This is a genomic window from Chryseobacterium sp. (assembly GCF_019236175.1).
In the GTDB taxonomy this organism is placed as follows: Bacteria; Bacteroidota; Bacteroidia; order Flavobacteriales; family Weeksellaceae; genus Chryseobacterium.
The window spans coordinates 1-23,617 of sequence record NZ_JAFAJM010000007.1; the positions used below are offsets into that span (position 1 = coordinate 1).

A 23,617-nucleotide genomic window follows, 5' to 3' on the forward strand; every position below is an offset into this window, starting at 1 on the left:
CCGAATCTCTTTCGTTTTTCAGTGGGGCAAAGATAGAAACTTCTCCATTACCCCGCAAGTTTATTTAACTTAAAATTCATATAATCGTAATATTTAAGGCTAATATGCTGATCAGCAAGTGGAAAAATTTTAAACAAATGTTTGGGCAGGCTATCCGATACGCGGAGCGGAACAGATATTAGCCTATATATATATAAGAATAACGGATGTATGAAGGTGTTTTCGAAAATGGGATATGACCCGGACGGAGATGCATACGTTATATATAGGGTAAGGCGAAAGCCCTATCGAATTTGAAAATGTTTTTGGGAATGAACGGGCTGAAGCCGGTTCCTATGGATGGGTGTTATCGTTATTTATCTTTATTCTTGGCTCGCTTCCCATATCTAGCCCCGATAGAAGCGGGTACCCCGCAGTAAGGAATGGAAAGATGAAAGGCATGGTGAGGGAAACCCGGCACGAGGAGTATGAGCGGATAGCGGGTATAAGCTCCTGAATATATTGAAAAGGGGGGTGGCCGTGGAGGATAATAAGGATTGAAAGAAAATAAGAATATGATCTATTGTGTCCTATCTGCAGGTATAAATCAGAAAAAGCGTTTGATGAAAATTTTATAAGTATAGTATCCTATAATGCAGCCAATAGCATCTGCTACCACATCGAGGGTTTCCATGGATCTTCCTAATCCCATTTCTTCCTGTAAAATTTCGGTAAGAAAGGCATAAAGAAGGATGATCTGAAAAAAGTATGAGAATTTGATTTTGGGAAATGCAGCTATAAGAGAAAAACCCAATGCCGCAAATATACTTAAGTGTAATACTTTATCGATACCGTTGAACATAAACCAATACTCATGGTTCTCCTCACCCGGTTTGAGAAGCATATAAGTAAGAAATGCCCAATAAATGGGCAATATCTTACTAAATATTTTTGAAATTCTATCCAATGATCGCCTGGTACTCTTCTGCAGAAAGTAATTCAGAGTGATCTGCACCATCAGCAATTTCTAATTTGATAATCCATCCGTCGCCGTAAGGCTCAGTATTTAATAGTTCAGGCTGATCTTCTAAGTCTGAATTAAATTCAATAACCTTTCCTGAAATCGGTAAGAATAAATCTGAAACCGTTTTTACAGCTTCTACACTTCCGAAAACGTCTCCTCCATTAAGATCATCATCTACAGTATCCACGTCTACGTATACGATGTCTCCAAGTTCTCCCTGAGCAAAGTCTGTAATACCGATTGTAGCAATATTACCTTCGATCTTGATCCATTCGTGATCTTTCGTGTACTTTAATTCTGATGGTGTGTTCATTTTTAAATTTTTATTTTCTACAAATGTATTCAAAATTCTAAAAGGTTCAAAGCTTAAACAGGCATCTTTATGAAATTTTGAAAAGAAATAAAAAACAGCTGCCGGAGCAACGATTTAAGACGAATGAATTATTTTTTTATGGCTTTATTTGGATAAGTCTTTCCAGCTGAATCAATCAGGATTGTTATATGGCTCAACATCCAAAGATCTGTTTGGGGTAATCCATCGCTACACTTTAGCCAAAATTGAATTTCAGGAGATCAGAAAGACTTACAATAAAAATCCCTTTCTAAATAGAAAGGGATTTTATGATTCATTATTCTTAGAAACCGCCACCGGAATCTCCGAATGTAAACGTTGCAGAAATACCTGCTCTGATGGTAGACAGCGGGAATGCTGTTGAAATCTTATACTTGGAGGTCATTTGTTCATAGAACACTCTCAGGTTTAGGTTTTCAGAAACGTTGTAGTCTGCTGATAATTTAATATTCAAAAGTCTTTGCCCTCCTGTTATCTGTGAGTCATTGAGTAATATATTCATAATAGAGGTTCTGCTGTCTCTTAATGAGATATCTCCTCTGATGTTAAGATCACTTCCTTTTCCTCTTGCTCCTCTTACATTCGCCATTCCTAATCTGAAGTTTCGGACGATATATCCTAATCTGACTACATATTCTGTATTGGAGTCTTCAGTAAGGGTATGGTTAACCAATCCAAGCATCAGCATTCTGTTTCTGTTGTACTGAATTCCGAACTGCATATTGTTTCTCATGGTCACATCTACTCCGATAAGCGGTGCATACGATTCTACATATCCTACCTGTGCGAATGTGAACGGGTTGATATAATCTCCGTTGATATCAAAGAATTTACCGGTATTCTGTGCATTAAAATAATCAATACTGGACTGAACTCCTGTTGCCGTATAAGTTGCGGTATACCCGTGAAGGATATCAAATTTTGAAAACTGTCCGTTAATGATCGGAATATTTCTTAATCCTGAATAGGTAATTCTCCAGTTCGGTAACGGAATCCCAGCTTTTTTGGCATCTCCAATCTGTTTTACCGACTTTCCTTCTACTGCTGATCTAAATGCAGGAATCAGTACATAGGCATTTGAAATACTGTATCCTTGAGCAAATCCGTCATTTCCGATAACAGCATTCGGGCCACCCAGCTGCTGGGAAAGTGCCTGTGCATTTGCCCTTAATGCCTGATACACGGCCTGTCCGTCTTTAAACGAAGTGCTTAGAAGCATGGTAGAGTTGGAATACGTTATGAGATCATTAGCAAAAGTAAAGTCCGGATTAGCCACTCCTCCATTGGTATAATTGAATCCTGAATGTGAGAAGTTCCTGTTGTATGTCTGTAAAATATTAAGGTCAATTCTAAAGTCGTTCATCGGAACAATCTGCAGGTTAGACCTCAGCTCTCTCGTAGACATTCTCACATACGGATCTGTCATATATGGCGAATCGCTTACCCAGCCGTTTTCCATTACCAGTCTTCTGATATCAGCCTGTGAACCTAATAAGAAGCCAATACTAGGACCTCCCAGTGTTTGTCCGTACCCGTAGAAATTCGGTGCAGATATTAACCCGGGAAGCACTGTCCCGTTCGTCTCATTATAATTCACATCTAATTGTTTGAAAGAAGTCAGGAAGAAAGCTGCACTTTGCAGTACTGTCAGCTTATTTTTAAATTTATAGTTTTTGTATTTGTATCTGTTCTTCGCCCATTGTTGTGTATATACATTATTCAGGGAATCAATTTCCTGTTTACGCTTTTGTAATTTGGCTGTAATATCTTTAAAATATTTAAACTGACCGAAGAACTTAGGAATGTCAGCTGTAGCTGTTGCCTGGATTACATTTGTATTCTGCCCTACTGATCCTAAAGATCCGTTCGGGCTCGAAAGTAATGCTGTAGATCTTGCATTCCAGTTATAGGTAAAACCATATCCCACCTCTGCATCAATAAAATCCAGATAAGGCAGATACTGGAAGGGAAGTTTATAATTCAACTGCACTTTATGATTATACAATACCGGTCTTCCTGCTCTGAAAATATTTCCGAAAATAGCTTTGTTGTCCATGCTATTCACGTCCACATTATCATTAAGGGTTCTGGTTGCAGAGTTGATTTCCAGTTTTAATGATTTTGTAAAGTTAAACCCTAATCCGTACTGCCATCCGAAATAGAAGTTTCTGTTTCGAAGGGTTTGGAAATCACCACCGGTATTTCCACTTAAGATAGCTTCAACATTTCTAAACTCAAGCTCATTGTAGTTTCTGTCTATCTCCGTTCTGAAAGCAAGTCTTGTAGGAATCGGATTAAAGTTAAACTCTTTTACCCATCTGAGATACTTGGTAGATTTTGCCGTATCACTGATCATTTTGTTGAAAGGCTTCACCACCCATGGTTTAAAGGTATAGTTATAATCCACATACCCTCTCAGGTACTGTCTGTAATTTTTCTTTGTGTAGATATCCCTGAAATAATCATCATTATAAACAGCCGTTACCGAAACGTTTTCCACATCATAGAATTTAGGCTTTTTATTCTGATTTACTCTTTCCTTATGCATATTGACTACCCCGATACTTCTCTGTTGTGTATAGGTTCTTGCTACTTTTTTCAGCTGGTCTTTATTGGCTGCTTTGCTGAATTCTACGTCTGTATCCAGAGGGTTGTATTTCGGATCCTCAATGGTCTGAGAATAAGAATAATTTAAAGGAATTTTCATTCCGCTTTTTTCCGGAAGAAGTTTATCCACATTAACGGATGTATTGATACTGAATGCAGACTGGGTAGACTGGTTTCTTTCTGCCGGTTTGGAGTCTATATTTCCAAAGCCCACAGAAGTATAGGAAGCATTGGTATTCACGGTTGCAAAATCTCCTAAATTGAAATTTAAGCTTGCATTCCCTGCATACCCGCCATCATTCTCAATATCAGAAAGACGGATTTCGTTCACCCAAAGAACTCTGTCTATTGTTGCTGCATCTGTATTTCCTCTTTCAATACCATTTCTGATACCGATCATAATAGTTGTAATATTTCCAAGACTCGGCCTACCTTTAATATAAATTCTTTTATAATTATTACCCGGATCCAAACTATTATCTAAAACTCTTTCTGTAATTTTTCCAGGATTATTTTTATCTCTTCTGATTTTTGCATCTACGAAATTCTGGATATCAAAGTCTACATCATTTTCCATTGGCCAGATATCCATTGGAGCGGTCTCTGTATTTCGTGTAATTTTCAATGCAGCTTCGTACTCATAATAGTTGTCGGTAGCATCAGTTCCAAAACGGATGAAAAATCTTGTTTTAGGGTCAATTCCCGGTACTCTGTTCAGCGGATCATGTGCGTGAACAAAAAGTTTTAGCTTTTTGTACCTTCTCATATCCAGCGTCGTGTTTTTGAACACTCCCCTCGCCTCACCAGGAGGAAGCTCATTGGCCTTCATGTACAAAGATGCCTCGTTCTGTCTTTGTACTCCTGCATTACCACTCAGTACCTGACGATCAATCCCAGGAGGCAATACATATGGAGGCTGATTCAGTGCATTCTCTTCAATATTTACACTTCCTACATCCAGGTCCGATGTGTTGACATCTATACTTCCTTCATTTATTGCAGGGTCAACAGCTGCTCCCGCATAAATAGCAATATTTTTAGGATATTTTCTCCAGTCTGATCTTACCAGGTCCATTGTAGCAAATCTCAGTGTAGAAGTTTGCTCAAATCCTGTTAACATTAATCTTGCGAATCTTACATTGTTTAGTACAGACGGATCATGTGCGCCTTCACTGCTGTCAAACTGAGAAACCGGAATTCTGAACAGATACCATTTTACATCAGAGCTCTGTCCGTTCTGGAAATTGGCTTTTACTGTTTTTACGTCCACAATATTATTCTGTCCTAAGCCCAAGCTCGCCTGATCTAATTTTACCACATACTGGTTGTAGTTTTCAGTCTGGTCAAGGTTATAATCTTTATTAATATCTTCGGCATCCGGAGTCTGGGAAGCTACATTTAAAGAGTTCGCTTCAGAGTTTCCTTCCGGGTTTCTGAAATATTTATATCGCTGAACAATGGAAGCGGCCTGACTGCCTGTAAACTTATCTGACATATAGAACACGAAATCATCTACAGCAGGGTCGGCAACATTCGTCACCGGATTCACAAAAGTATTTCCGAATCTCATAGATTCCTGATCAGAGCTTAACCCGTCATATCCTACATCCTGCGCTTTTCTGTTATCACCTTCCGTAGAGAATGCATACAGAATAGGCGGCTGCTTTGGCTGTACTCCCCAGTTTGAAGTCGTCGTTGTAGAAGGTGTTGCTCCGGTCGGAAGGCCGTTTTCATACAACATTTTTCCATCTTTCAGAACATCTTCGGAAACATTTCCCAGATGTAATAAAAGTTTGGGCTGAGTTCCCAGCTGGGTTCCATCGGCATAAGGATCCATCATCCAGAATTCAACATACTCAATATTTGAAGTGATGAAATTGGATACACTTACAGGTCTCATAATACCTGCCCATCTGCTTCCCGCTGCTTCGGTAGCCTGATTGACGTTGTAAGGTCCTCTTTCCTGAGGGAAATAAGAAATATCAAAGGTATTAGTGAAGGTTTGTTCGCCCGCTACAAAATCTCTGTTATTATAAATTTCCGAATACTGTACTCTTCTGGATGCGTGATTAGAAACGGATTGCGGGGTAATTCCCGCAGGAGCTTTACCTCCTACACCCCAAAATCTGGGATCAATGTTATACCACGATAACAAACCTCTTCCGTACCCGCTGCTCAGGTCATTATCAAGAGGTGGTGTACTGAACGGAGGCAATGTATTTTTCTCCGGTCTTGAAGCTAAGCTCCATGCTGCAGGTTCTTTTAAAGAAATTTTAGAAGTCGTCTGTTCGAAGTCATCGATATAAGACTGATTATTTGTTCCTTTATTAAGTCCCGGAAGTAAATAGGCTCCCTCCATTCTAAAGTTGATATTAGAAGGAGCTTCTGTTTTTACAAAAGGGATTTTATTGGTAAGTCGTGTCAGGAAAGGTGCTTTGTTGTTATACATCAAATTAATTCCTGCCATTGTATTATTAACGGCTTCCTGGCCATAATTTACTTTCTGGGTAAGCGGAGACTCGGAATAATTGACTACCGTTCCGCCTAAAATGAAGTTTTCATTAAATCTTCTTTCCAGGTTTAATCCCAAAAATCTTTTTCTTTGGGTATTAAATGTCAATTGATTTTCCAGCGAGATATTGATGGCCTGTCCGGACTGTTTTACATTTTCATTGATAATGGTTACGGTTCCCAGCATATAATCTACCGTATAGTCTACTCCTTCATTAAGCTGAACTCCATTAGCAGATACTTTTACAGATCCCTGCGGAACATTGACGGCTCCTAAGGAAATTCCCTGCCCCTGTGTTCCTTTATAACGTCCTTCTATCGTATACCACTGCGGAACGAAAGATGGTGTTTGCTTTTGTTTATCATATAAATCATGCAGGACATATTTCGGATCATTACTCCCGAGTACATTCTGTAAATAATCTCCGAACGGCTGTACTTTGGTGAAGATAATTTTCCCGTTTTCCGGCCGGACTGTGATTCCGTTCACAAAGTCAAACATCCCGTCACCTTTGGTTCCGTCTTTATTATTCTGAATATCACCATTCATATTCAGACGGTCCCAGTTCATTAGTTTCAACAGGTTTTGGTCCTGTACCGGAGTATCGGGAAGGTAGTTTACTTTACCACCGGTTTTCTGATCACGGTAATAAATATTCAGCATAAAGCCATCCGGTGATACCTGTCCGGCATCTAAAGAATAGATATTCTTCATCATCAGGCTCCACATAGGCGAGCTTGTATTAACCCTGTTATTTGATCTTAAGAGTTTAGTCACCAAAACGGGGCTTTCTTCAGAAAACTCCCCCACTTTATAGACTTTATTACTTCCCCCAACGGTATAAGAAAATGAAACAGCCAACAGCTGATTATCATTTAATCTCTGGTTTAATGAAATATACCCCAGCTGAGGCTGCATGGTATATTCATTAGAATTCAGCCTTCTTGCTTTTGTATTAAAAATATATTCTTCCCCATTATCATAAGGTGTTGTAGTTCCCGGAAAAGTCTGTCCCTGGAAAACAGCTCCATAGTTTTTACCGGGGTCTCTTGTTCCGGCTGTTGTGGAAATAGCATCATACAAACCGTTTTGTGAGTTATCAGGAGAACCGGCTCCCTCTCCAAGATCTCTGATCCCGATGATACTTTTCTGATAGGCCAGATTACTGTTCGACTGATCCAGTACCCATACCTCCAGTCGGGTGATATTAATTGTAGAATTGATCTGTGGATAATTCAGTAAAGCATTATCATAGCTGTTAAGGAAATAGTGTCCTAAGAAGTAGTGTTGATTATCTTCATAGTCTATGGCATTCACCTTAAAGTTATTCATAACTCCACCACCCTGTACAACAATATTTCGGGCTTCCCCCTGTTGTTGGGAAAGAACAACTGTTCCAAAGGTTTTCCCCAGCTGAAATTCGGTTTTCACTCCGAACAGAGATTGGGAACCTCTGATCAAACTTGTAGAAAGAGGCATATTGACATTACCAAATTCTACTCTTTTGATAATTTTATCTTCGCCTCCCGCATTAGGTTTATCTACATTTCCAAGGCCTTTGCTCTGAAGATCTTTCCAGCTTCCTTTTGCCTGCCACACGAGGTTCATTCTGTTTTCAAAAGCGAAACCACTCTGGGTATCATAGTTAGCTTTCAGCTGAAGATTTTCTCCTACTTTACCCAATAGTCCCAACTGAATTCTCTGATTGATATCGAATGCGAAACTGGTTCTGTTTTGAGGCAGAATCATGGGATTATCTATTTTTTGATAGAGCCCTCCAAAATCGATAGATGCATATCCCGAAGGAATAATTTCAATTTTGTTCCCGCCAAATATGGTTTCGAAAAGTCTGTTATTGATTAATAGAGAAGGAATCAGCCCTTTTTTTCTGGCGTCAGATTTATCTTTTCTGAAAAGGAGACTGTATTTATCGGATTTTTCCTTATAATAGGCCTTAGTCTGAGTAGCCAGCATATATTCTTTATACTCTTCCGGAGACATGGCTGTCGGGGGACCGGTAACGGTATTTCCGATTTTAGGATATACATAGTACATCCCGGTTTTTATGTCATAATAGGCTTCGTACCTCGTAGGGTCGGCCACCTCATACTCTTTTCTTATGATCGCCGTATCCCGGACCTGCTGTGCAAAAGCACTCACAGACATACACAGGAACGACAGGAACAAAAATATGTTAAAATGCTTATTATTTGCCACCAAATGTTAAATGTTTTTTAAAATTTGTTTCACCAATTCTTCCACCGAAATGTTTGGATTTTGTTTTAATATTCTATCGGCAATCTTTTCACTCATTCGCTTCGGAATACCTAAAACTTCTAATGCAGATAACGATTCTTCCTTAATTTTATTATCCGCCAACGCAGAAATATTCTCGGCAGGACCGCTGAATTTCTGGACTTTATCTTTAAGATCAACGATAATTCTTTCGGCAGTTTTAGCACCGATTCCTTTTGCTTTTTGAATCAATGCACTGTTCTTTGAAAGTACTGCAGAAGCGATTTCGTCAAGACTCAAAGTAGACAGAAGGATAAGGGCAGAAACAGCCCCTACTCCGTTAACGCTTATTAACAAATTAAACATTTCTTTTTCAGAACGAGTGTTAAAACCGAAGAGAAGATGAGCATCTTCACGAATAATCTGCTGAATAAATAAAAAGGTCTGCTGGTTTAAAACCAGAGTCTGTGAGGTCATTAAGCTGATACCTACATAGTATCCAACTCCTTGTACATTGATTACTGCGTAGGTAGGCGTAAGTTCCTGGACGGTGCCTTGTAAAGAAAATATCATTATTAATTTTTAAAACTCCCAAATATAGCAATTTAAACTAATTAATGTTTTCATTTCACGTACGAATGATTTTTAACTTAATTTTAAAATAACAATTCAATGAATTAACATAAAAACAAAAGACTCCAAAAAATACTGATTTCCCAGTATCAATATTTCCCATACCAAAATAATATCTTATCTGCAGCTGTCATTTACCACCAAATTTCCAATTGGAGTCCGAAAGAAATACCATGATTTTTATTGAGTAATTTCATATTATAATCCGATGTGCCGGTTAATCCGACAAAACTATCCGACCAATGGGCATATGTAATAAAAGGTCTTAAAACGGGTCTGGAAAAATAACCGTAATTCCAGGAAATCTGTGGAGAAAATGTGATTTTTTGTAAACTTCCTTCCACACCGGATCTGTTATTTTTCACATAATCGTTTCCTGCTTCCAGTGCCAGATTAAAATGTTTGTTGATGTAATATAAATAGCGGAACCCTACACTAAAAAGATTTCTTGCAACCCTGTGGTCAGTCATTATTCCGTTTTCATCAGTATTATCAATTCCAAAGTCTCTGTACTGATAAGTAAGAGATGCCTGTACCGCATGTCTTCTTTTATCATCATAAACAAAATTATTGATGACATCGAAAGAACTGGCTTTATCCAGATTGTATAATGTTTGGTTTCCTATATTTTCAGTTATCGTCTTTCCCGAATACGTATTATCGGTGATTGAACTTCCTTTTCTGAAGATAAGTGTAGAAGTATGGGTGATATGATCTTTAGCATACGTCCACCATCCTCCGATTGCATAGCCGGAAGATTTTGGAGTATGGGTAATATCATTTTGGGTTTTAATACTGTATTGCCCTAGGAAATTAAGCTGAGAATACTGAGAAACGGGAATATCCATATATCTAAAATCTGTTACATAAGAATGAGCATCATTATTTCCGTACTTAAATCTTATGAAAGCGAGATTCATATTCCCTGATTTTTTTATCTGATAATTTTCCAGCCCTATTCCCAACTGGGAGTTTTGAGCAGCATTGATCCAGAAATAATCAAGCATTTCTACGTTTCTGCGATCGTAATATCTCTTTCCAATCCAGATATTAGCATTTTTAACTACCTTATTTATTTTCCCATACAGCTGTGCTGTTTCCGGAAACTGTTTATAATCATCACTTCCAAATGCAATATATTTAGACATCATGTAGGTCACTTCATAGAGGTTGACAGAGTCTTTATTTTTGTACCGGTAGTTGAACTGAAATTCTGCATACTGATTGGCTTCATTTCCCATTCTGAATTTATGCATATTATCAGGGGTGACAAAATTAACCATTGGTCCTCCGTCAGTCCATCCAAATCCGGACCTCAGATAACCGTTAGAAGATAATTCGTGGGAGCCAAAATTAATTTTCTGCGCACAATACAAGGCTCCTGTTATCAGAAAAAACAGACATCCTGATTTTGTAATTATTTTTTTTCTCATAGTTGTTTCTTAATAGGTTTATTGCTAAAAAGAACCAGCTAAAAACAATACAAACAGTTTAACAGAAAGAGAACTGTTACTTCATTAAGAATCTAAGAATATTCAGAGGAAACCCGAATATCAAAATATTTTGACACCTCTGTCCGGATCAGTCATCATGACAAAATACTTTTATCCATCTAAAAAATCTTTTCCTTTTCATGCATTTGCATTTTTGTGTTTTTAGTACGTCTTTGTGTTTTTGTAGTTCTAAGATATTAAATAATCTTATCCGGTTAAAAAAAAGCATAATATTTCATAAGAAACAAAACATCCAGATATTTTTTACATTTTTAAATTGAAAAACCAGGATATAATCTGAAATAAAGTGAGAAAACAAGTAATAATATAAACCCATCTGCTTTAAAAAAACACTTAAAAAAAACCGTTTTCGGATGTTTTTCTGCACCATCATCTTAAAAAAACAAAAAGCCAGACGAATATTCGTCTGGCTTTTCCCGATTCTTACAATCGGTTTATTTTGTTTTCTTACGCTTTCTTTTCTCTTCTCTGAGCATCAAGAACTGCAATGGTAGCAAGATTCACAATCTCATCTACGCTTGAACGCATCTGAAGTACGTGTACCGGCTGCTTTAATCCCATTAAGATAGGACCGATTACCTGTGCCACCTTCATTCCTCTAAGGATTTTATAAGACAGGTTGGCGCTTTCCAGATTCGGGAAGATAAATGTATTCGCTGGTGTTGTTCCCAGTTTTGAGAAAGGATAATCACTTAAATGATCGGCATTCATAGCAAAATCCGGCTGAATTTCACCATCTACCACCATTTTTGGGTATTTCTCATGAAGGATGCTTACCGCTTTAGCCACTTTCTTGGATGTTTCGGAAATAGCTGCAAAATTTTCAAACCCCAACATGGCAATTCTCGGTTCAATAGCGAATGATTTTACTGTAAATTCTGCCATTTTAGCAATATTCACAAGATCTTCAGAAGTAGGGTTCTGATTGATAGAGGTATCGGCAAAGAAAATAGGTTTCTTCTCAGAAAGAATCATCATCATGGCAGCCACTTTATCAACTCCCTTATCTTTTTCAATCACTTCTAAAACAGGACGCAGAACTGATGTATAGTTTTTAGAGAATCCTACGATGAGCCCGTCAGTATCTCCATGTCTCAACATTAATGGACCGAAATAATCTCTCTGACGAACATATCTTTTAGCTTTGTATTCATTCATCCCTTTTCTCTGACGAAGCTTCCAAAGTGTTTCTCTGTATTTTTTTCTGTTTTCTTTCTGATCATCATCACTAGGATCAATAATCGGAACATCCAGATTAATTCCGTAACGTTCCATCTGCTGCTTGATGTACTTTTTATCTCCTAAAAGGCTTGGGTAAGCAATTCCTTCTTCATAAAGAATCTGAGCGGCCTTTAATACATTATATTCTTCAGCATTTCCAAGAGTGATTCTTTTCGGATTAGATTTTGCACGGCTCTGCATCATTCTCACCAATCTCTCGTCTCTACCCATTCTATCCAGAAGCTGGTGCTCATACTCTTCAAAGTCGGTAATTGTTTTTCTTGCAACTCCGCTTTCAATAGCCGCTTTTGCTACAGCACTTGATACTTTTGTAATCAATCTGTTGTCAAATGGTTTTGGAATAAAATATTCTCTTCCGAATTGTAAACTCTGAACATTATAAGCAAGAATAACTGCTTCAGGCACCGGTTCTTTTGCCAAATCAGCAATAGCATGTACTGCAGCAAGTTTCATTGCCTCATTAATCCCTGTAGCCTGAACGTCTAATGCTCCACGGAAAATATAAGGGAATCCTAATACGTTATTTACCTGATTAGGATAATCACTTCTTCCTGTTGCCATGATCACATCTTTACGAGTTGAAAGCGCAAGGTCATAAGCAATTTCCGGATCAGGGTTCGCCAAAGCAAACACGATCGGATTTTCGTTCATGCTTAGCAGCATTTCAGGAGTCATCACATTTCCTTTGGATAATCCTACAAAAACATCAGATCCTTTTACAGCATCTTCTAATGTTTCAATATCCGTATGAGCAATGAAATCTAATTTTTCCGGGGTAAGGTTTTCTCTCTTATGATTGATAACCCCTTTACTATCACACATCAGGACATTTTCTTTTTTCAATCCTAATGAGATATAAAGTTTGGTACAGGCAATGGCAGCTGCTCCAGCTCCATTCACTACCATTTTCACTTTATCAATATCCTTATTGGCAATCTGTAATGAGTTGATCAGTGCAGCAGCAGAAATAATAGCTGTACCGTGCTGGTCATCATGCATTAAAGGAATATTCAATTCCTCTTTCAGTCTTTGTTCTATATAAAATGCTTCCGGAGCTTTAATATCTTCAAGGTTGATTCCTCCAAAAGTAGGAGCAATGCCTTTTACAATCTCAATAAATTTATCCGGATCTTTTTCATCAATCTCAATATCAAAAACATTGATATCAGCAAAGATTTTGAATAAAAGTCCTTTTCCTTCCATAACCGGTTTCGAAGCTTCTGCCCCGATATCTCCTAATCCAAGTACTGCTGTACCATTAGAAATTACCGCTACAAGGTTTCCTTTTCCTGTATAATCATAAACAGTTTCCGGTTTGTCATGAATTTCCATACAAGGAACTGCCACTCCCGGAGAATATGCCAATGACAAATCTCTTTGAGAAGAGTGTGGTTTCGACGGAATAACTTCAATTTTTCCTTTAGGTTCTGCTTTATGATAATCCAGCGCGGCCTGGCTAAAGTTCTTTTCGTCACGATTGTTGTTACTTGACATAAAATTTTGTTTTTTGTTAGAGTATATATTTAATGTGGTAATCAACTAAGCTTTCAATTGGTTTCTGAACAACATGTCCCACATTTAAATGAAGTTCTGCCGCAACAGAACGTAGTATATTTTCGTAATAATAGGCAATAGAGCCAATGAAATTAATCTCGGCATCTTTCGCTTCATGATAAGGGAGCACCTGATATTCAAAGAAACTTTTCATTTCTTCAAAAACCATATCCCTTAAATAAGGATGATCTTTTCTTTCGATAACAAATTTGGTAAAATTAGCCAAATACGCATTCGGCCTTGGAGCGTGATACATATTTTTCAATGCATCTTCTATGGTAAGTTGATAATCCGTTTCAAATTCTTTATGAAGATCCGAAGGTAATTTTTTCATAAAATACCTGCGCACCAATTGTTTTCCTATAGCACTTCCGCTTCCTTCATCACCGATAAGGAATCCAAGGGAAGGCAATTCTATTTTCAGATTTTCACCATCAAAATAACAGGAGTTGGATCCTGTGCCTAAAATGCATACGATAGCAGGTTTTCCGCTATATGCTGCATAAGCAGCAGCCATCAGATCTTCTTTTACAATAATTTCGGCTTTTCCAAATACTTTTTTAAGTTCTTCTTCTATCGTTTCGCAGTTTTTTTTCACCCCACATCCGGAACCATAAAAAAAGACTTTTGTAATTGAATTTCTTACCAACATCAGGTTGCTGTTCTTCTGTATTTCAGGAGCGATAAGTTCTCTATTGATAAAATTCGGATTAAAGCCAATTGTTTCTGTTTTCAGAAAAACTTTTTTAAAGTCGTCAAGAATGACCCAATCCGATTTAGTAGAACCACTATCTACAATAGCAACCATATTTTAGAATTTAATTTAAGGGTGCTAAATTATGAATTTATCTTCAATTAGCGTTTAAAAACAACCCGGAAGCTGTCTAAAATCACTAATGTTTTATATCAGCTTTTTTTTCATTGAATTGAAGAAGCCAGTCTTCAATTTCATCTTCCAGATAAGAAGTCTGTAAAACCATTGCATTAATAAAATCATCGGGAACAGGCTCACCTGTTGAGTTTTCAAGATTCCAAAGTTCATTAGACATATTTTCATATTCAGAATACACTCTTTTGAAGCGGGAATTTTCTCTTTCAAGGGCCTCAATATTTTTCTGTTGAAGCTGGAATTTTCTGTATTTGTTTTGACGTTTCATACAAATATTATTAAAAAGGGATCAAAAAATGTTAGAATAGTATGCTTTCAAGCACGCATTACAAGATAGAAAAAACCATCAACACAGTGTTGACAATGAATTTATTATCAGGTGATTATTGCATCATTTTGTTTATTAAATTTAGAAATAATTTTTATTCAAAAAAATATTTTAACAACTTTTTTCAGTGTTTAACATATAGTTATAAATTTGCAGTTCAATATTATGCAGCTCCTGAAATATTGACAGTTTTTTTAAACTTATAATTTAAATTTGTTGATATTTCACTGTAAAGCAAAGCATAACAGGTAAGATCTTAATTAAATGAAAGAAATACTTATACGCCAGAAACAGGTTTTGTTCTTCATTATTGCAGGAGGACTAAGCGCTATTGTAGAAATCGGCAGCTTTAAGGTGTTCAGCACCAACCTCCCCCAATTTCTTGCCCGAGAAACGAACTTCTATGGGATTCATTATCCTTTAAGTAATATTTTTTCAACCACCTGCGGGATCATCACCAATTATTTTCTCAGTATCTGGTTTGTATTTGAAAGAGGAAAACATTCCAAGAAAAAAGAATTCATCTATTTCATGATGGTTTCTTTTATTTCCACCTTATTCAGTTTAGGATTCTTTCAGGTATTTTACAGTTTTGTATTTAAGGACAATATCAATTTAATTTTTTATACCTTAAGCCCGGAAATGATCAGTAAGATTGCTGCCATTCTGCTGGTTTCCATTCTTAATTATTCAGTAAAAAAGAAAGTAATTTTTAACGGTTAAACTGTGGCAAAAATTTTAAACTATCTCTGGAGATTCTGGTTACTTCTGTTAGCTTTCGTACTGACAGTTTCCATGGGAATTCCCGTTTACATCCTGTCCTTTAGTAAAAAACATTACAGATACGCTTATCAGTTCATCCGTTTCTGGTGTTTTGGAATGTTTTACGGAATGGGATTCAGATATGAACTCATTAAACTTTCGGATCAGGAGAAGGATAAAAACAGACAGTATGTATTCATTTCGAATCATACCTCTATTATGGATATTATGCTCACCTGTATTCTTTTCCCAAACCATCCTATATGTTTTGTAGGAAAAAAGGAACTGGTAAAAATTCCTATATTCGGAACTATTTATAAAAGGATATGCGTAATGGTAGACAGGACCAGCGCCAGAAGCCGCGCCGATGTATACCGGAGATGCGCTGAAAAGATGGAAGAAGGAAACAGTATTGCCATCTTTCCTGAAGGCGGAGTACCGGATGATACTTCTGTCATTCTGGATGATTTTAAAGACGGCCCCTTTATCTTATCTTCAAAACACCACTCTCCTATCGCCGTTTATACATTTATAGGACTTAAGGAAATGTTTCCTTTTGACAGTTCCAAAGGATATCCGGGAAGAGTAAAGGTGTATTTCAACGGAATTATGGAGCCTACGGATTCTCCAAAAGACCTTAAAGCAGAGGCTTATCAGGAAATTAAAAAAACCTTAGTAGAGCATGCTATTTAAAAGAAATAGCTATATTTGTTTGCGAAATTTTCAATAAAATATGTCAAATTATTCTAAACAAACCAATTGGGCTCAATTTATTCCATTGGTTACTGTATTCTTCTTTTGGGGATTTGTAGCGGCCAGTAATGATATTCTGATCCCGGTTTTCCAAAAAGCATTCCATTTATCTCAAACTGAAAGTATGCTGGTGCAGATCTGCTTTTATGTAGCATATACAGTAGGCTCTTTAATTTATATGGTAATATCAAAAAGCCTGAAACAGGATTTGATCAACAAAATCGGATATAAAAACGGTCTTATTCTGGGGCTTCTGATTTCCGCAATGGGAACCCTTTTATTCTATCCGGCTGCCAATATGCACTCTTTCCCTTTAATGATCTCCGGATTATTTATTGTAGGTTTAGGATTCTCTCTTCAGCAGATTGTTGCCAATCCTCTTGCTATTGAGGTAGGCCCTACGGAAACAGGATCTCAGAGATTAACAATGGCAGGAGGAATCAATAACTTAGGGACGACCATAGGACCGCTTATCGTTGCATTTGCGATCTTTGGGTCTGCAAGCACAGCTAATACAGAAGCAAGTATAGAAAGTGTAAAAATACCCTACCTTATATTAGGCGTTGCATTTGCTCTTGTAGCTTTAATGCTTAAGTTTTCTTCCCTTCCGGCTGTAACGCCTACAAATACTGTGGATACAGATGACACTACTCCGGGAGAACACAGATCATCAGCTTTCCAGTATCCGCAATTGGTGATGGGAATGATTGCAATCTTCGTTTATGTGGGGGTAGAAGTTTCCACGGCAAGTAACCTTCCTGCCTATATGGAAAAAAACTTAGGGTTTGAAACAAAAGAGGTAGCTCCTTATATCTCCTTATACTGGGCCTCATTAATGATTGGCCGTTGGACAGGTGCTGTAGAAGCATTTGACGTGAATGCCGGATTCAAAAAAATCCTAAGGTTCTTAGCTCCTTATCTGGCATTTGGGGTATTTCTATTGGTAAATGCTATTGCCAAACATGATCTTTCTCCATTTTATGTATACGGATTTATCATTATTGCAATGATTATCTGTGATATTTTAAGCAAAGGAAACCCGGCAAGGATGCTTTTAATCTTTTCTCTGGCAGGAATTACAGCATTAATTATCGGTATGTTAACTACCGGTATGGTATCTGTATATGCGTTTACAAGTGTAGGCCTTTTCTGTTCTACATTGTGGCCGTGTATCTTCGCGCTAGCTATTAACGGACTTGGTAAACATACCAACCAAGGCTCGGGATATCTTATTATGATGATTATGGGTGGTGGTATTGTAAGCTTTATACAGGGTTATATTGCTGATATTACGAATATTCATTTCAGTTATATCGTAGGAGTTGTATGTTTTGCTTATCTTGCATTCTATGCGATCCGTGTGAGCGGGATTTTAAAAGCTCAGGGCATTGATCTGGATAAATTATCTAAAGGTAGTGGTCATTAATATCAAAACAATATATAAGAAAAAGAGGTTTTGGGCAGGTGTATTACTTGCCCAATTTCTTTTATTTTACAGTTTTTCAAAATCAAAACTGATGATTTCTTTTTTTGAAAGTTTCTTTGAACTTCAAAAAACACCCCATCAGCTCTTATTTAGAGGACTTCCTTTTTCTGCGGGAGATACCGTTTATATTTTACTGGGTATTTTTCTTTTGTATCACGTTACCGGAATATTTAAAAAGAAAAGGAGAAACAGCTCCCTACTCAGCATTCTATGTATTATCAATCTATTTTATTTTACCTATCAGGTGTTTTGGGGAATGCTTTACTTTCAGACTCCTATTATTAAAAAGCTTTCCAGCCAACAAAGTCCGGAAGTTTCCAAGGCTAAGATTTTAGCGCTGAAATACCTTGAAAAATGCAAGACAACACGGGAACTCGTCAAAGAAGATCATGCTGGTGTCTTTGCTATTACCGACCTGAAATCCATACAGCAGGAAATTCTCCGTCAGCAGACCAGACTACCTCAATATATATCAGATAAAAAGGCTCCGCAGATTTTAGCAATCAAACCCAGCCTGTTTAAGAATATCATGAATTATACCGGCATTCTGGGGTACTATAATCCCTTTACCGCCGAAGCACAATATAATGCCGAATTACCTTCTACTTTTATTCCTTTTACTACCGCACATGAAAGCTCTCACCAGCTTGGCTTTGCCAGAGAACAGGAAGCTAATTTTGTAGGATATTTACTCGGCATTCATTCATCTCATCCGGAATTGAGATACAGCACGGAGTATTTTACCTTAAAGAGTCTTTTAAGGTTCATTGCAGAGCAGGATCCTGAGTTTGTAAAATCGGTTCTTAAGAATTATTCTCCAGCTATGAAAAGAGACCGGGCTTATGAAAAGGCATTTATCTTCAGTCATCAGGGCTGGCTGGATGATTTTTTCGGATTCACTAATAATTTATTCCTGAAAACTAACCAGCAGGAAGGTTCCGTTACCTATTCTTACTTCATAGATCTTCTTTTAAATTTCGAAAAATAAAGACAAAAAAAGAATCGTATCAGGCGATACGATTCTAAAAACACAAATGATGAAAAAAAATTTATTACCTTGACTTGTTCCCTCATTCAAGGCGATGTAAAAGTACAATATATTTTATAAATACAAAAACATTTTTATCCTTTTTTAAAACTTTATGAAAACTTTATGATTTTTTATGTTTTTTTGAGTTTGAGGACAGGTGATCGCCATATAGTTAAAACACACATTTCAATAATAAAACATCATTAAAACCACATTTAACATGTAAAAACTACACAAAACAAAACAATTGTTTAAAAATAAAATATTCCAGTTATCCGTAATTTTCCGCGCTTCAAAAATTAGAGTTATCTTCACTTAAACATCAAATAATTCAAAAAAGACGACTCTATTAATTGGCTTAATTTCAAGCTCGATTTTGTTATTTTCAAGTTAGTTTTCTTTCTACATATATCACAAATACATTAATCAATAATCTATTTTCAATAGAAATACTCGATAATATTACAAGAATATAAATTTATCTTTAAAATATTTTAAATAAAGCAGCGCCGGAAAATGCCCGAACAAATGATTCCCTATTTCAAAATAAGTCTACCTATGGGTATCAAGTGTTTATTTTTCAAATGTTTTTCAAAAAACAAAATATTGAAACTCAAATCAAATCTGCCTACACACTGTTATATCTCACTAATAAAAGAAAAAAATTTTTGTTTATTTAAAACATCTGTGTATTTTAGATGAAAATATTAATATGATTTTCGACAAGCTAATTAACTATCTAAAACTCGATAAACAGGAATTTATTTTCCAGTTTAATTCCCATCCCAACTATCCGTCAGCACTAGCCTTCAGTGATACCTTAAACTTTATGGGAATAAAAAATGATGCCTATGAACTTGACAAAGAATATTGGGATGAGCTTCCGGAAGAATTTATTGCCATCGTCGAAAACTCATTTTCATTAGTAAAAAAGTCAGGAGGCAGCTATTCCGTTTATTCTGAAAAAGCGAAAACGCTCAATAAAGAAGAGCTTTATAAGAACTCATCTGATTTCGTACTTCTTTTTGAAAAAACTGAGGCTGCAGAAAATAAGCTGGCTTTTAACTTTAAGCCGGTTCTTTATTTAATTTTTGCCGTTATTGCTGTTTATTCTTTTGTAAGCCTTCAAATCTATGAAGCTCTGTTTAATCTGCTATCATTGGTGGGTGTATACATTTCCATGGAAATTTTTAATCAAAAATTCGGAAATACATCTGCCGTCATCGGAAGTATCTGCGGAGGAGTATCAGTTGTTCAAACGGCAAACTCCTGCGATAAAATCATCAAGCAGGATAAGACCAGCATCATGGGTTTAAAATTTTCTGATTTTTCATTAATTTATTTTGTCGGACTTGCAGCATTAGGTTTATTTCTTCCCGCTACAGCTTATATCATCAAAGGATTTACTTTTGTTTCCATACTGGCAATAGGATACTCCTTATACATCCAGGCATTTGCCGAAAAGACATTCTGCAGAATTTGCCTTTTAATTATTTCAGTACTGGCTGCACAGCTTATCATCAGTATTGTATTTTTCCAGAATCTTTCTTTTAGCCTTGGAGCTCTTTTATTAACTGTTATATTATGGGCCCTTATTTTTTCTGCGGTGTTGTATTTCAATAACCTCCTTGAAGAAAAGGAAAGTCTTCAAAAGTCTAATGCTAAAAATCTTAGATTTAAAAGAAACTATGACCTGTTCAAGAGCCAGCTTCAGGCTAATGATAAAATAGCATTTCAGGATACAGAAACGTTTTTAGTTGGGAAAAGAGATTCAAAACTTCGTATTTCTATCGTTTCTAATCCTTATTGCGGCTTCTGTAAAGACGCCCATAAATTAATGGAAGATCTTTTGGAAAAATACCCGAACGATCTCTCGGTACAAATGAGATTTAATTATATTCCGGGTAACCATGAAAAATATACCCAGCTGATCTCTGATCTCACATACATCTATAATAACAGACCGGAAAAGGACTTCCTTAAAGCTGTAGAACTTTGGTTCGAAACAAAAGATGAAAATAAAATAAATGGTATTTCCGGAGGGGTACCTACCTCAGAAAATCTGAATCCTTTAATTGAAATGGCTAAAGAGAATACGAATGCCGGACTAAGCTTTACACCTGTTTTTATTATTAACGGTTATCAGTTTCCGGATAAATACGACCGTGAAGACATTAAGTTTTTTATTGATGAGCTTATCGATGATGAGGACATTTAATTAAGTATTTGTTCAATTAAAAAATTCCCTATCTTAGGAAAAATAAAAGTGGTATCCGAAAAACTTAAGAGTAGGAAAACTAAAAGAACTTTGATCATGAAAAATGCAAGGGTATTAAAGAAAAACACTCGGTTGCCCTATGATAAACCCAGGACAGAACCACCTAAAAACGTCATTATAGATGTATGCAACAAATGGTTATATTTTTAATCTGCCATTTTATAAGTTACAATATTGAAATAAAGAAAAAATGTCGTCATACGTTGACGACATTTTATAATGAATATTAGTTTTGAAGAAATTTCCTTTTTATAAGCAGCCGGACGCCAAAGACTGTGGCCCTACTTGCCTCAGAATAGTAAGTAAATATTACGGCAGAAGCATATCATTACAACAGATTCGTGCACTTTCTGAAACCACGCGCGAAGGGAGTAGCCTTTTGGGGCTCAGCGATGCCGCAGAAAACCTTGGATTCCGCTCTATAGGAGTCCAGATTGATTTCAATACCTTAGTAGAAGAAGTTCCGCTTCCGTGTGTAGTCCATTGGAATAAAAACCACTTTGTGGTTGTTTATAAAATCGATAAGAATAATAAAGTGTACATTTCAGATCCTAGCTACGGACTGATTACGTATAACCGGGATGAATTTATCAAATTCTGGATTGGTGAAAATGCCAATGAAAACACAGAAGAAGGAATTGCTCTTATTTTAGAAACGACCCCTGCATTTTTTCAGACAGAGTTTGATGCAGAAGAAAGCAAAGCAAGTTTTTCTTTTCTTTCAAAGTATTTATATAAGTATAAGTCCCTTGTCATCCAGCTCGCTGTAGGACTTCTCGCCGGAAGTTTACTTTCTCTTATCTTTCCGTTTCTTACCCAGAGTATTGTGGACGTAGGTATTCAGAATCAGGATATCAATTTCATCTATCTTGTTCTACTTGCCCAGGTAATGCTTTTCCTCGGAAGAATGGGAATTGAGACCATCCGTAGCTGGATTTTGCTCCATCTTTCGGCCAGAATCAACATCTCTATCATCTCTGATTTCTTTATCAAATTGATGAAGCTTCCCATAAGCTTCTTTGATACCAGAATGACAGGAGATATTATGCAGCGAATCAATGACCATCACAGAATAGAGCAGCTTTTGACGAGTTCTTCATTGAATACCCTGTTTTCTCTGGTGAACCTTATCATTTTCAGTATCGTATTATTATTGTATGATTACAGACTTTTTATTGTTTATCTGATAGGCGCCATTTTATACATTGGATGGATTACCTTTTTCCTTAAAAAAAGAAAAGAGCTTGATTATAAAAGATTCTCTCAGGTTTCTCAGGAACAGAGTAAAGTGATCGAACTCATCAACGGCATGCAGGAAATCAAAATGCATAATGCCGAAAAACAAAAAAGATGGGATTGGGAATTTTTACAGGTAAAATTATTTAAAATAAGAATAAAATCTCTAAGCTTAGAGCAATGGCAATCTGTAGGAGGAAATTTCATTAATCAAATGAAAGATATCCTGGTAAGTTTCCTTTCTGCTAAATTAGTATTAAGCGGAAATCTTACTTTAGGGATGATGCTTTCCGTACAATACATCATAGGACAACTTAACAGCCCCCTGCTTCAGTTAATCGATTTCATAAAGCAAACCCAGGATGCAAAGATTTCTTTGGAAAGGCTGGGCGAGATTCACGATAAGGATGATGAAGAAGATAAGAATGAACATTACGCAACAGATATTCCTCATAAAGATATTCTGATCAATGATATTACGTTTAGATATATTGGTTCAGATCTGCCTGTTTTTGAAAATCTTACTCTTAGCATTCCTTATCAAAAAACTACCGCGATTGTGGGAGCCAGCGGAAGTGGAAAAACAACCCTGCTTAAGCTGTTAATGAAGTTTTATGATCCTGACCAGGGAGAAATCCGGATCGGAAGCACAAGTCTGAAAAACATCTCACCGAGATACTGGAGAGACCACTGTGGTGTAGTAATGCAGGAAGGTTATGTATTCAATGATACTATCGCCAATAATATTGCTATCGGTGAAGATCATATTGATAAACAAAAGCTAAGACGTGCCGTAGAAATTGCTAACATTAAAGATTTTATAGAAGCCCTGCCTCTTAGCTATAATACAAAAATAGGAAATGAGGGTGTAGGAGTAAGCGGAGGGCAGAAACAGAGGCTCTTTATTGCAAGAGCCGTATATAAGTCCCCGGAATATATTTTATTTGACGAAGCTACTTCAGCATTGGATGCTAACAATGAAAAAATCATTATGGAAAATCTTGAACAGTTCTTTAAAGGAAAAACAGCGGTAGTAATTGCTCACAGACTTTCAACAGTAAAACATGCTGATAAAATCATTGTATTAGATAACGGAAAAGTAGTTGAAGAAGGAAGCCATGCAGAGCTTGTAGATTTAAGAGGAGAATATTACCGGCTTGTCAGAAACCAACTTGAATTAGGAAATTAAAATTCATAGAATTA

14 protein-coding genes are annotated in these 23,617 nt (G+C 36.7%); 6 read left to right on the top strand and 8 right to left on the bottom strand.

Annotated features, from left to right (window positions below; all coding sequences use genetic code 11):
- Positions 1-586: 586 nt before the first annotated feature.
- The 8 genes from JO178_RS06895 to JO178_RS06930 form a co-directional block, all read right to left on the bottom strand.
- Positions 587-997: a VanZ family protein gene (locus JO178_RS06895; RefSeq protein ID WP_365866080.1), complete on the bottom strand. Its 411-nt coding sequence runs from the start codon at positions 995-997 to the stop codon at positions 587-589.
- On the bottom strand, positions 939-1,316 hold the full coding sequence (gene gcvH, locus JO178_RS06900) for a glycine cleavage system protein GcvH (protein WP_291933440.1): 378 nt from the start codon (positions 1,314-1,316) through the stop codon (positions 939-941). Before gcvH ends, JO178_RS06895 begins: the two co-directional genes overlap by 59 nt.
- A gap of 322 nt (positions 1,317-1,638) precedes the next feature.
- Positions 1,639-8,640: a cell surface protein SprA gene (gene sprA, locus JO178_RS06905; RefSeq protein ID WP_291933709.1), complete on the bottom strand. Its 7,002-nt coding sequence runs from the start codon at positions 8,638-8,640 to the stop codon at positions 1,639-1,641.
- A 57-nt stretch (positions 8,641-8,697) separates the two neighbouring features.
- Entirely contained in the window at positions 8,698-9,282 is a 585-nt protein-coding gene (gene ruvA / locus JO178_RS06910) for a Holliday junction branch migration protein RuvA (RefSeq protein ID WP_291933442.1), read from the bottom strand.
- Positions 9,283-9,476: 194 nt separating this feature from the next.
- Positions 9,477-10,775, bottom strand: coding sequence for a carbohydrate porin (locus JO178_RS06915; protein WP_291933444.1), 1,299 nt, complete (start codon positions 10,773-10,775; stop codon positions 9,477-9,479).
- A gap of 528 nt (positions 10,776-11,303) precedes the next feature.
- On the bottom strand, positions 11,304-13,592 hold the full coding sequence (locus JO178_RS06920) for an NADP-dependent malic enzyme (RefSeq protein ID WP_291933446.1): 2,289 nt from the start codon (positions 13,590-13,592) through the stop codon (positions 11,304-11,306).
- A 16-nt stretch (positions 13,593-13,608) separates the two neighbouring features.
- Complete coding sequence (locus JO178_RS06925) at positions 13,609-14,460, bottom strand: BadF/BadG/BcrA/BcrD ATPase family protein (protein ID WP_291933448.1); 852 nt, start codon at positions 14,458-14,460, stop codon at positions 13,609-13,611.
- A gap of 85 nt (positions 14,461-14,545) precedes the next feature.
- Entirely contained in the window at positions 14,546-14,809 is a 264-nt protein-coding gene (locus JO178_RS06930) for a hypothetical protein (RefSeq protein WP_291933450.1), read from the bottom strand.
- Positions 14,810-15,133: 324 nt separating this feature from the next.
- Here JO178_RS06930 and JO178_RS06935 point away from each other — a divergent pair, with 324 nt between their 5' ends.
- From JO178_RS06935 to JO178_RS06960, 6 genes are all read left to right on the top strand, one after another.
- Positions 15,134-15,592 (top strand): GtrA family protein, encoded by a 459-nt coding sequence (locus JO178_RS06935; protein WP_291933453.1) that lies wholly within the window; start codon positions 15,134-15,136, stop codon positions 15,590-15,592.
- A gap of 3 nt (positions 15,593-15,595) precedes the next feature.
- A complete protein-coding gene (locus JO178_RS06940; RefSeq protein WP_291933455.1) occupies positions 15,596-16,324 on the top strand; it encodes a lysophospholipid acyltransferase family protein in 729 nt (242 codons plus the stop codon).
- Between the two features lie 40 nt (positions 16,325-16,364).
- Complete coding sequence (locus JO178_RS06945) at positions 16,365-17,810, top strand: MFS transporter (protein ID WP_291933456.1); 1,446 nt, start codon at positions 16,365-16,367, stop codon at positions 17,808-17,810.
- 91 nt (positions 17,811-17,901) lie between these two features.
- Positions 17,902-18,858, top strand: a complete 957-nt coding sequence (locus JO178_RS06950; RefSeq protein ID WP_365866087.1) for a DUF3810 domain-containing protein — start codon at positions 17,902-17,904, stop codon at positions 18,856-18,858.
- A 754-nt stretch (positions 18,859-19,612) separates the two neighbouring features.
- A complete protein-coding gene (locus JO178_RS06955; RefSeq protein ID WP_291933458.1) occupies positions 19,613-21,118 on the top strand; it encodes a thioredoxin domain-containing protein in 1,506 nt (501 codons plus the stop codon).
- 292 nt (positions 21,119-21,410) lie between these two features.
- The gene (locus tag JO178_RS06960; protein WP_291933461.1) at positions 21,411-23,603 is read left to right on the top strand and encodes a peptidase domain-containing ABC transporter; all 2,193 of its coding nucleotides are present in this window, start codon (positions 21,411-21,413) and stop codon (positions 23,601-23,603) included.
- Positions 23,604-23,617: the final 14 nt, after the last annotated feature.

Excerpts from the sequence above, each read along its gene's own strand:
- JO178_RS06895 (WP_365866080.1), bottom strand. The coding sequence starts at position 997 with ATGGTGCAGATCACTCTGAATTACTTTCTGCAGAAGAGTACCAGGCGA.
- gcvH (WP_291933440.1), bottom strand. The coding sequence starts at position 1,316 with ATGAACACACCATCAGAATTAAAGTACACGAAAGATCACGAATGGATC.
- sprA (WP_291933709.1), bottom strand. The coding sequence starts at position 8,640 with ATGTCTGTGAGTGCTTTTGCACAGCAGGTCCGGGATACGGCGATCATA.
- ruvA (WP_291933442.1), bottom strand. The coding sequence starts at position 9,282 with ATGATATTTTCTTTACAAGGCACCGTCCAGGAACTTACGCCTACCTAC.
- JO178_RS06915 (WP_291933444.1), bottom strand. The coding sequence starts at position 10,775 with ATGAGAAAAAAAATAATTACAAAATCAGGATGTCTGTTTTTTCTGATA.
- JO178_RS06920 (WP_291933446.1), bottom strand. The coding sequence starts at position 13,592 with ATGTCAAGTAACAACAATCGTGACGAAAAGAACTTTAGCCAGGCCGCG.
- JO178_RS06925 (WP_291933448.1), bottom strand. The coding sequence starts at position 14,460 with ATGGTTGCTATTGTAGATAGTGGTTCTACTAAATCGGATTGGGTCATT.
- JO178_RS06930 (WP_291933450.1), bottom strand. The coding sequence starts at position 14,809 with ATGAAACGTCAAAACAAATACAGAAAATTCCAGCTTCAACAGAAAAAT.
- JO178_RS06935 (WP_291933453.1), top strand. The coding sequence starts at position 15,134 with ATGAAAGAAATACTTATACGCCAGAAACAGGTTTTGTTCTTCATTATT.
- JO178_RS06945 (WP_291933456.1), top strand. The coding sequence starts at position 16,365 with ATGTCAAATTATTCTAAACAAACCAATTGGGCTCAATTTATTCCATTG.
- JO178_RS06950 (WP_365866087.1), top strand. The coding sequence starts at position 17,902 with ATGATTTCTTTTTTTGAAAGTTTCTTTGAACTTCAAAAAACACCCCAT.
- JO178_RS06955 (WP_291933458.1), top strand. The coding sequence starts at position 19,613 with ATGATTTTCGACAAGCTAATTAACTATCTAAAACTCGATAAACAGGAA.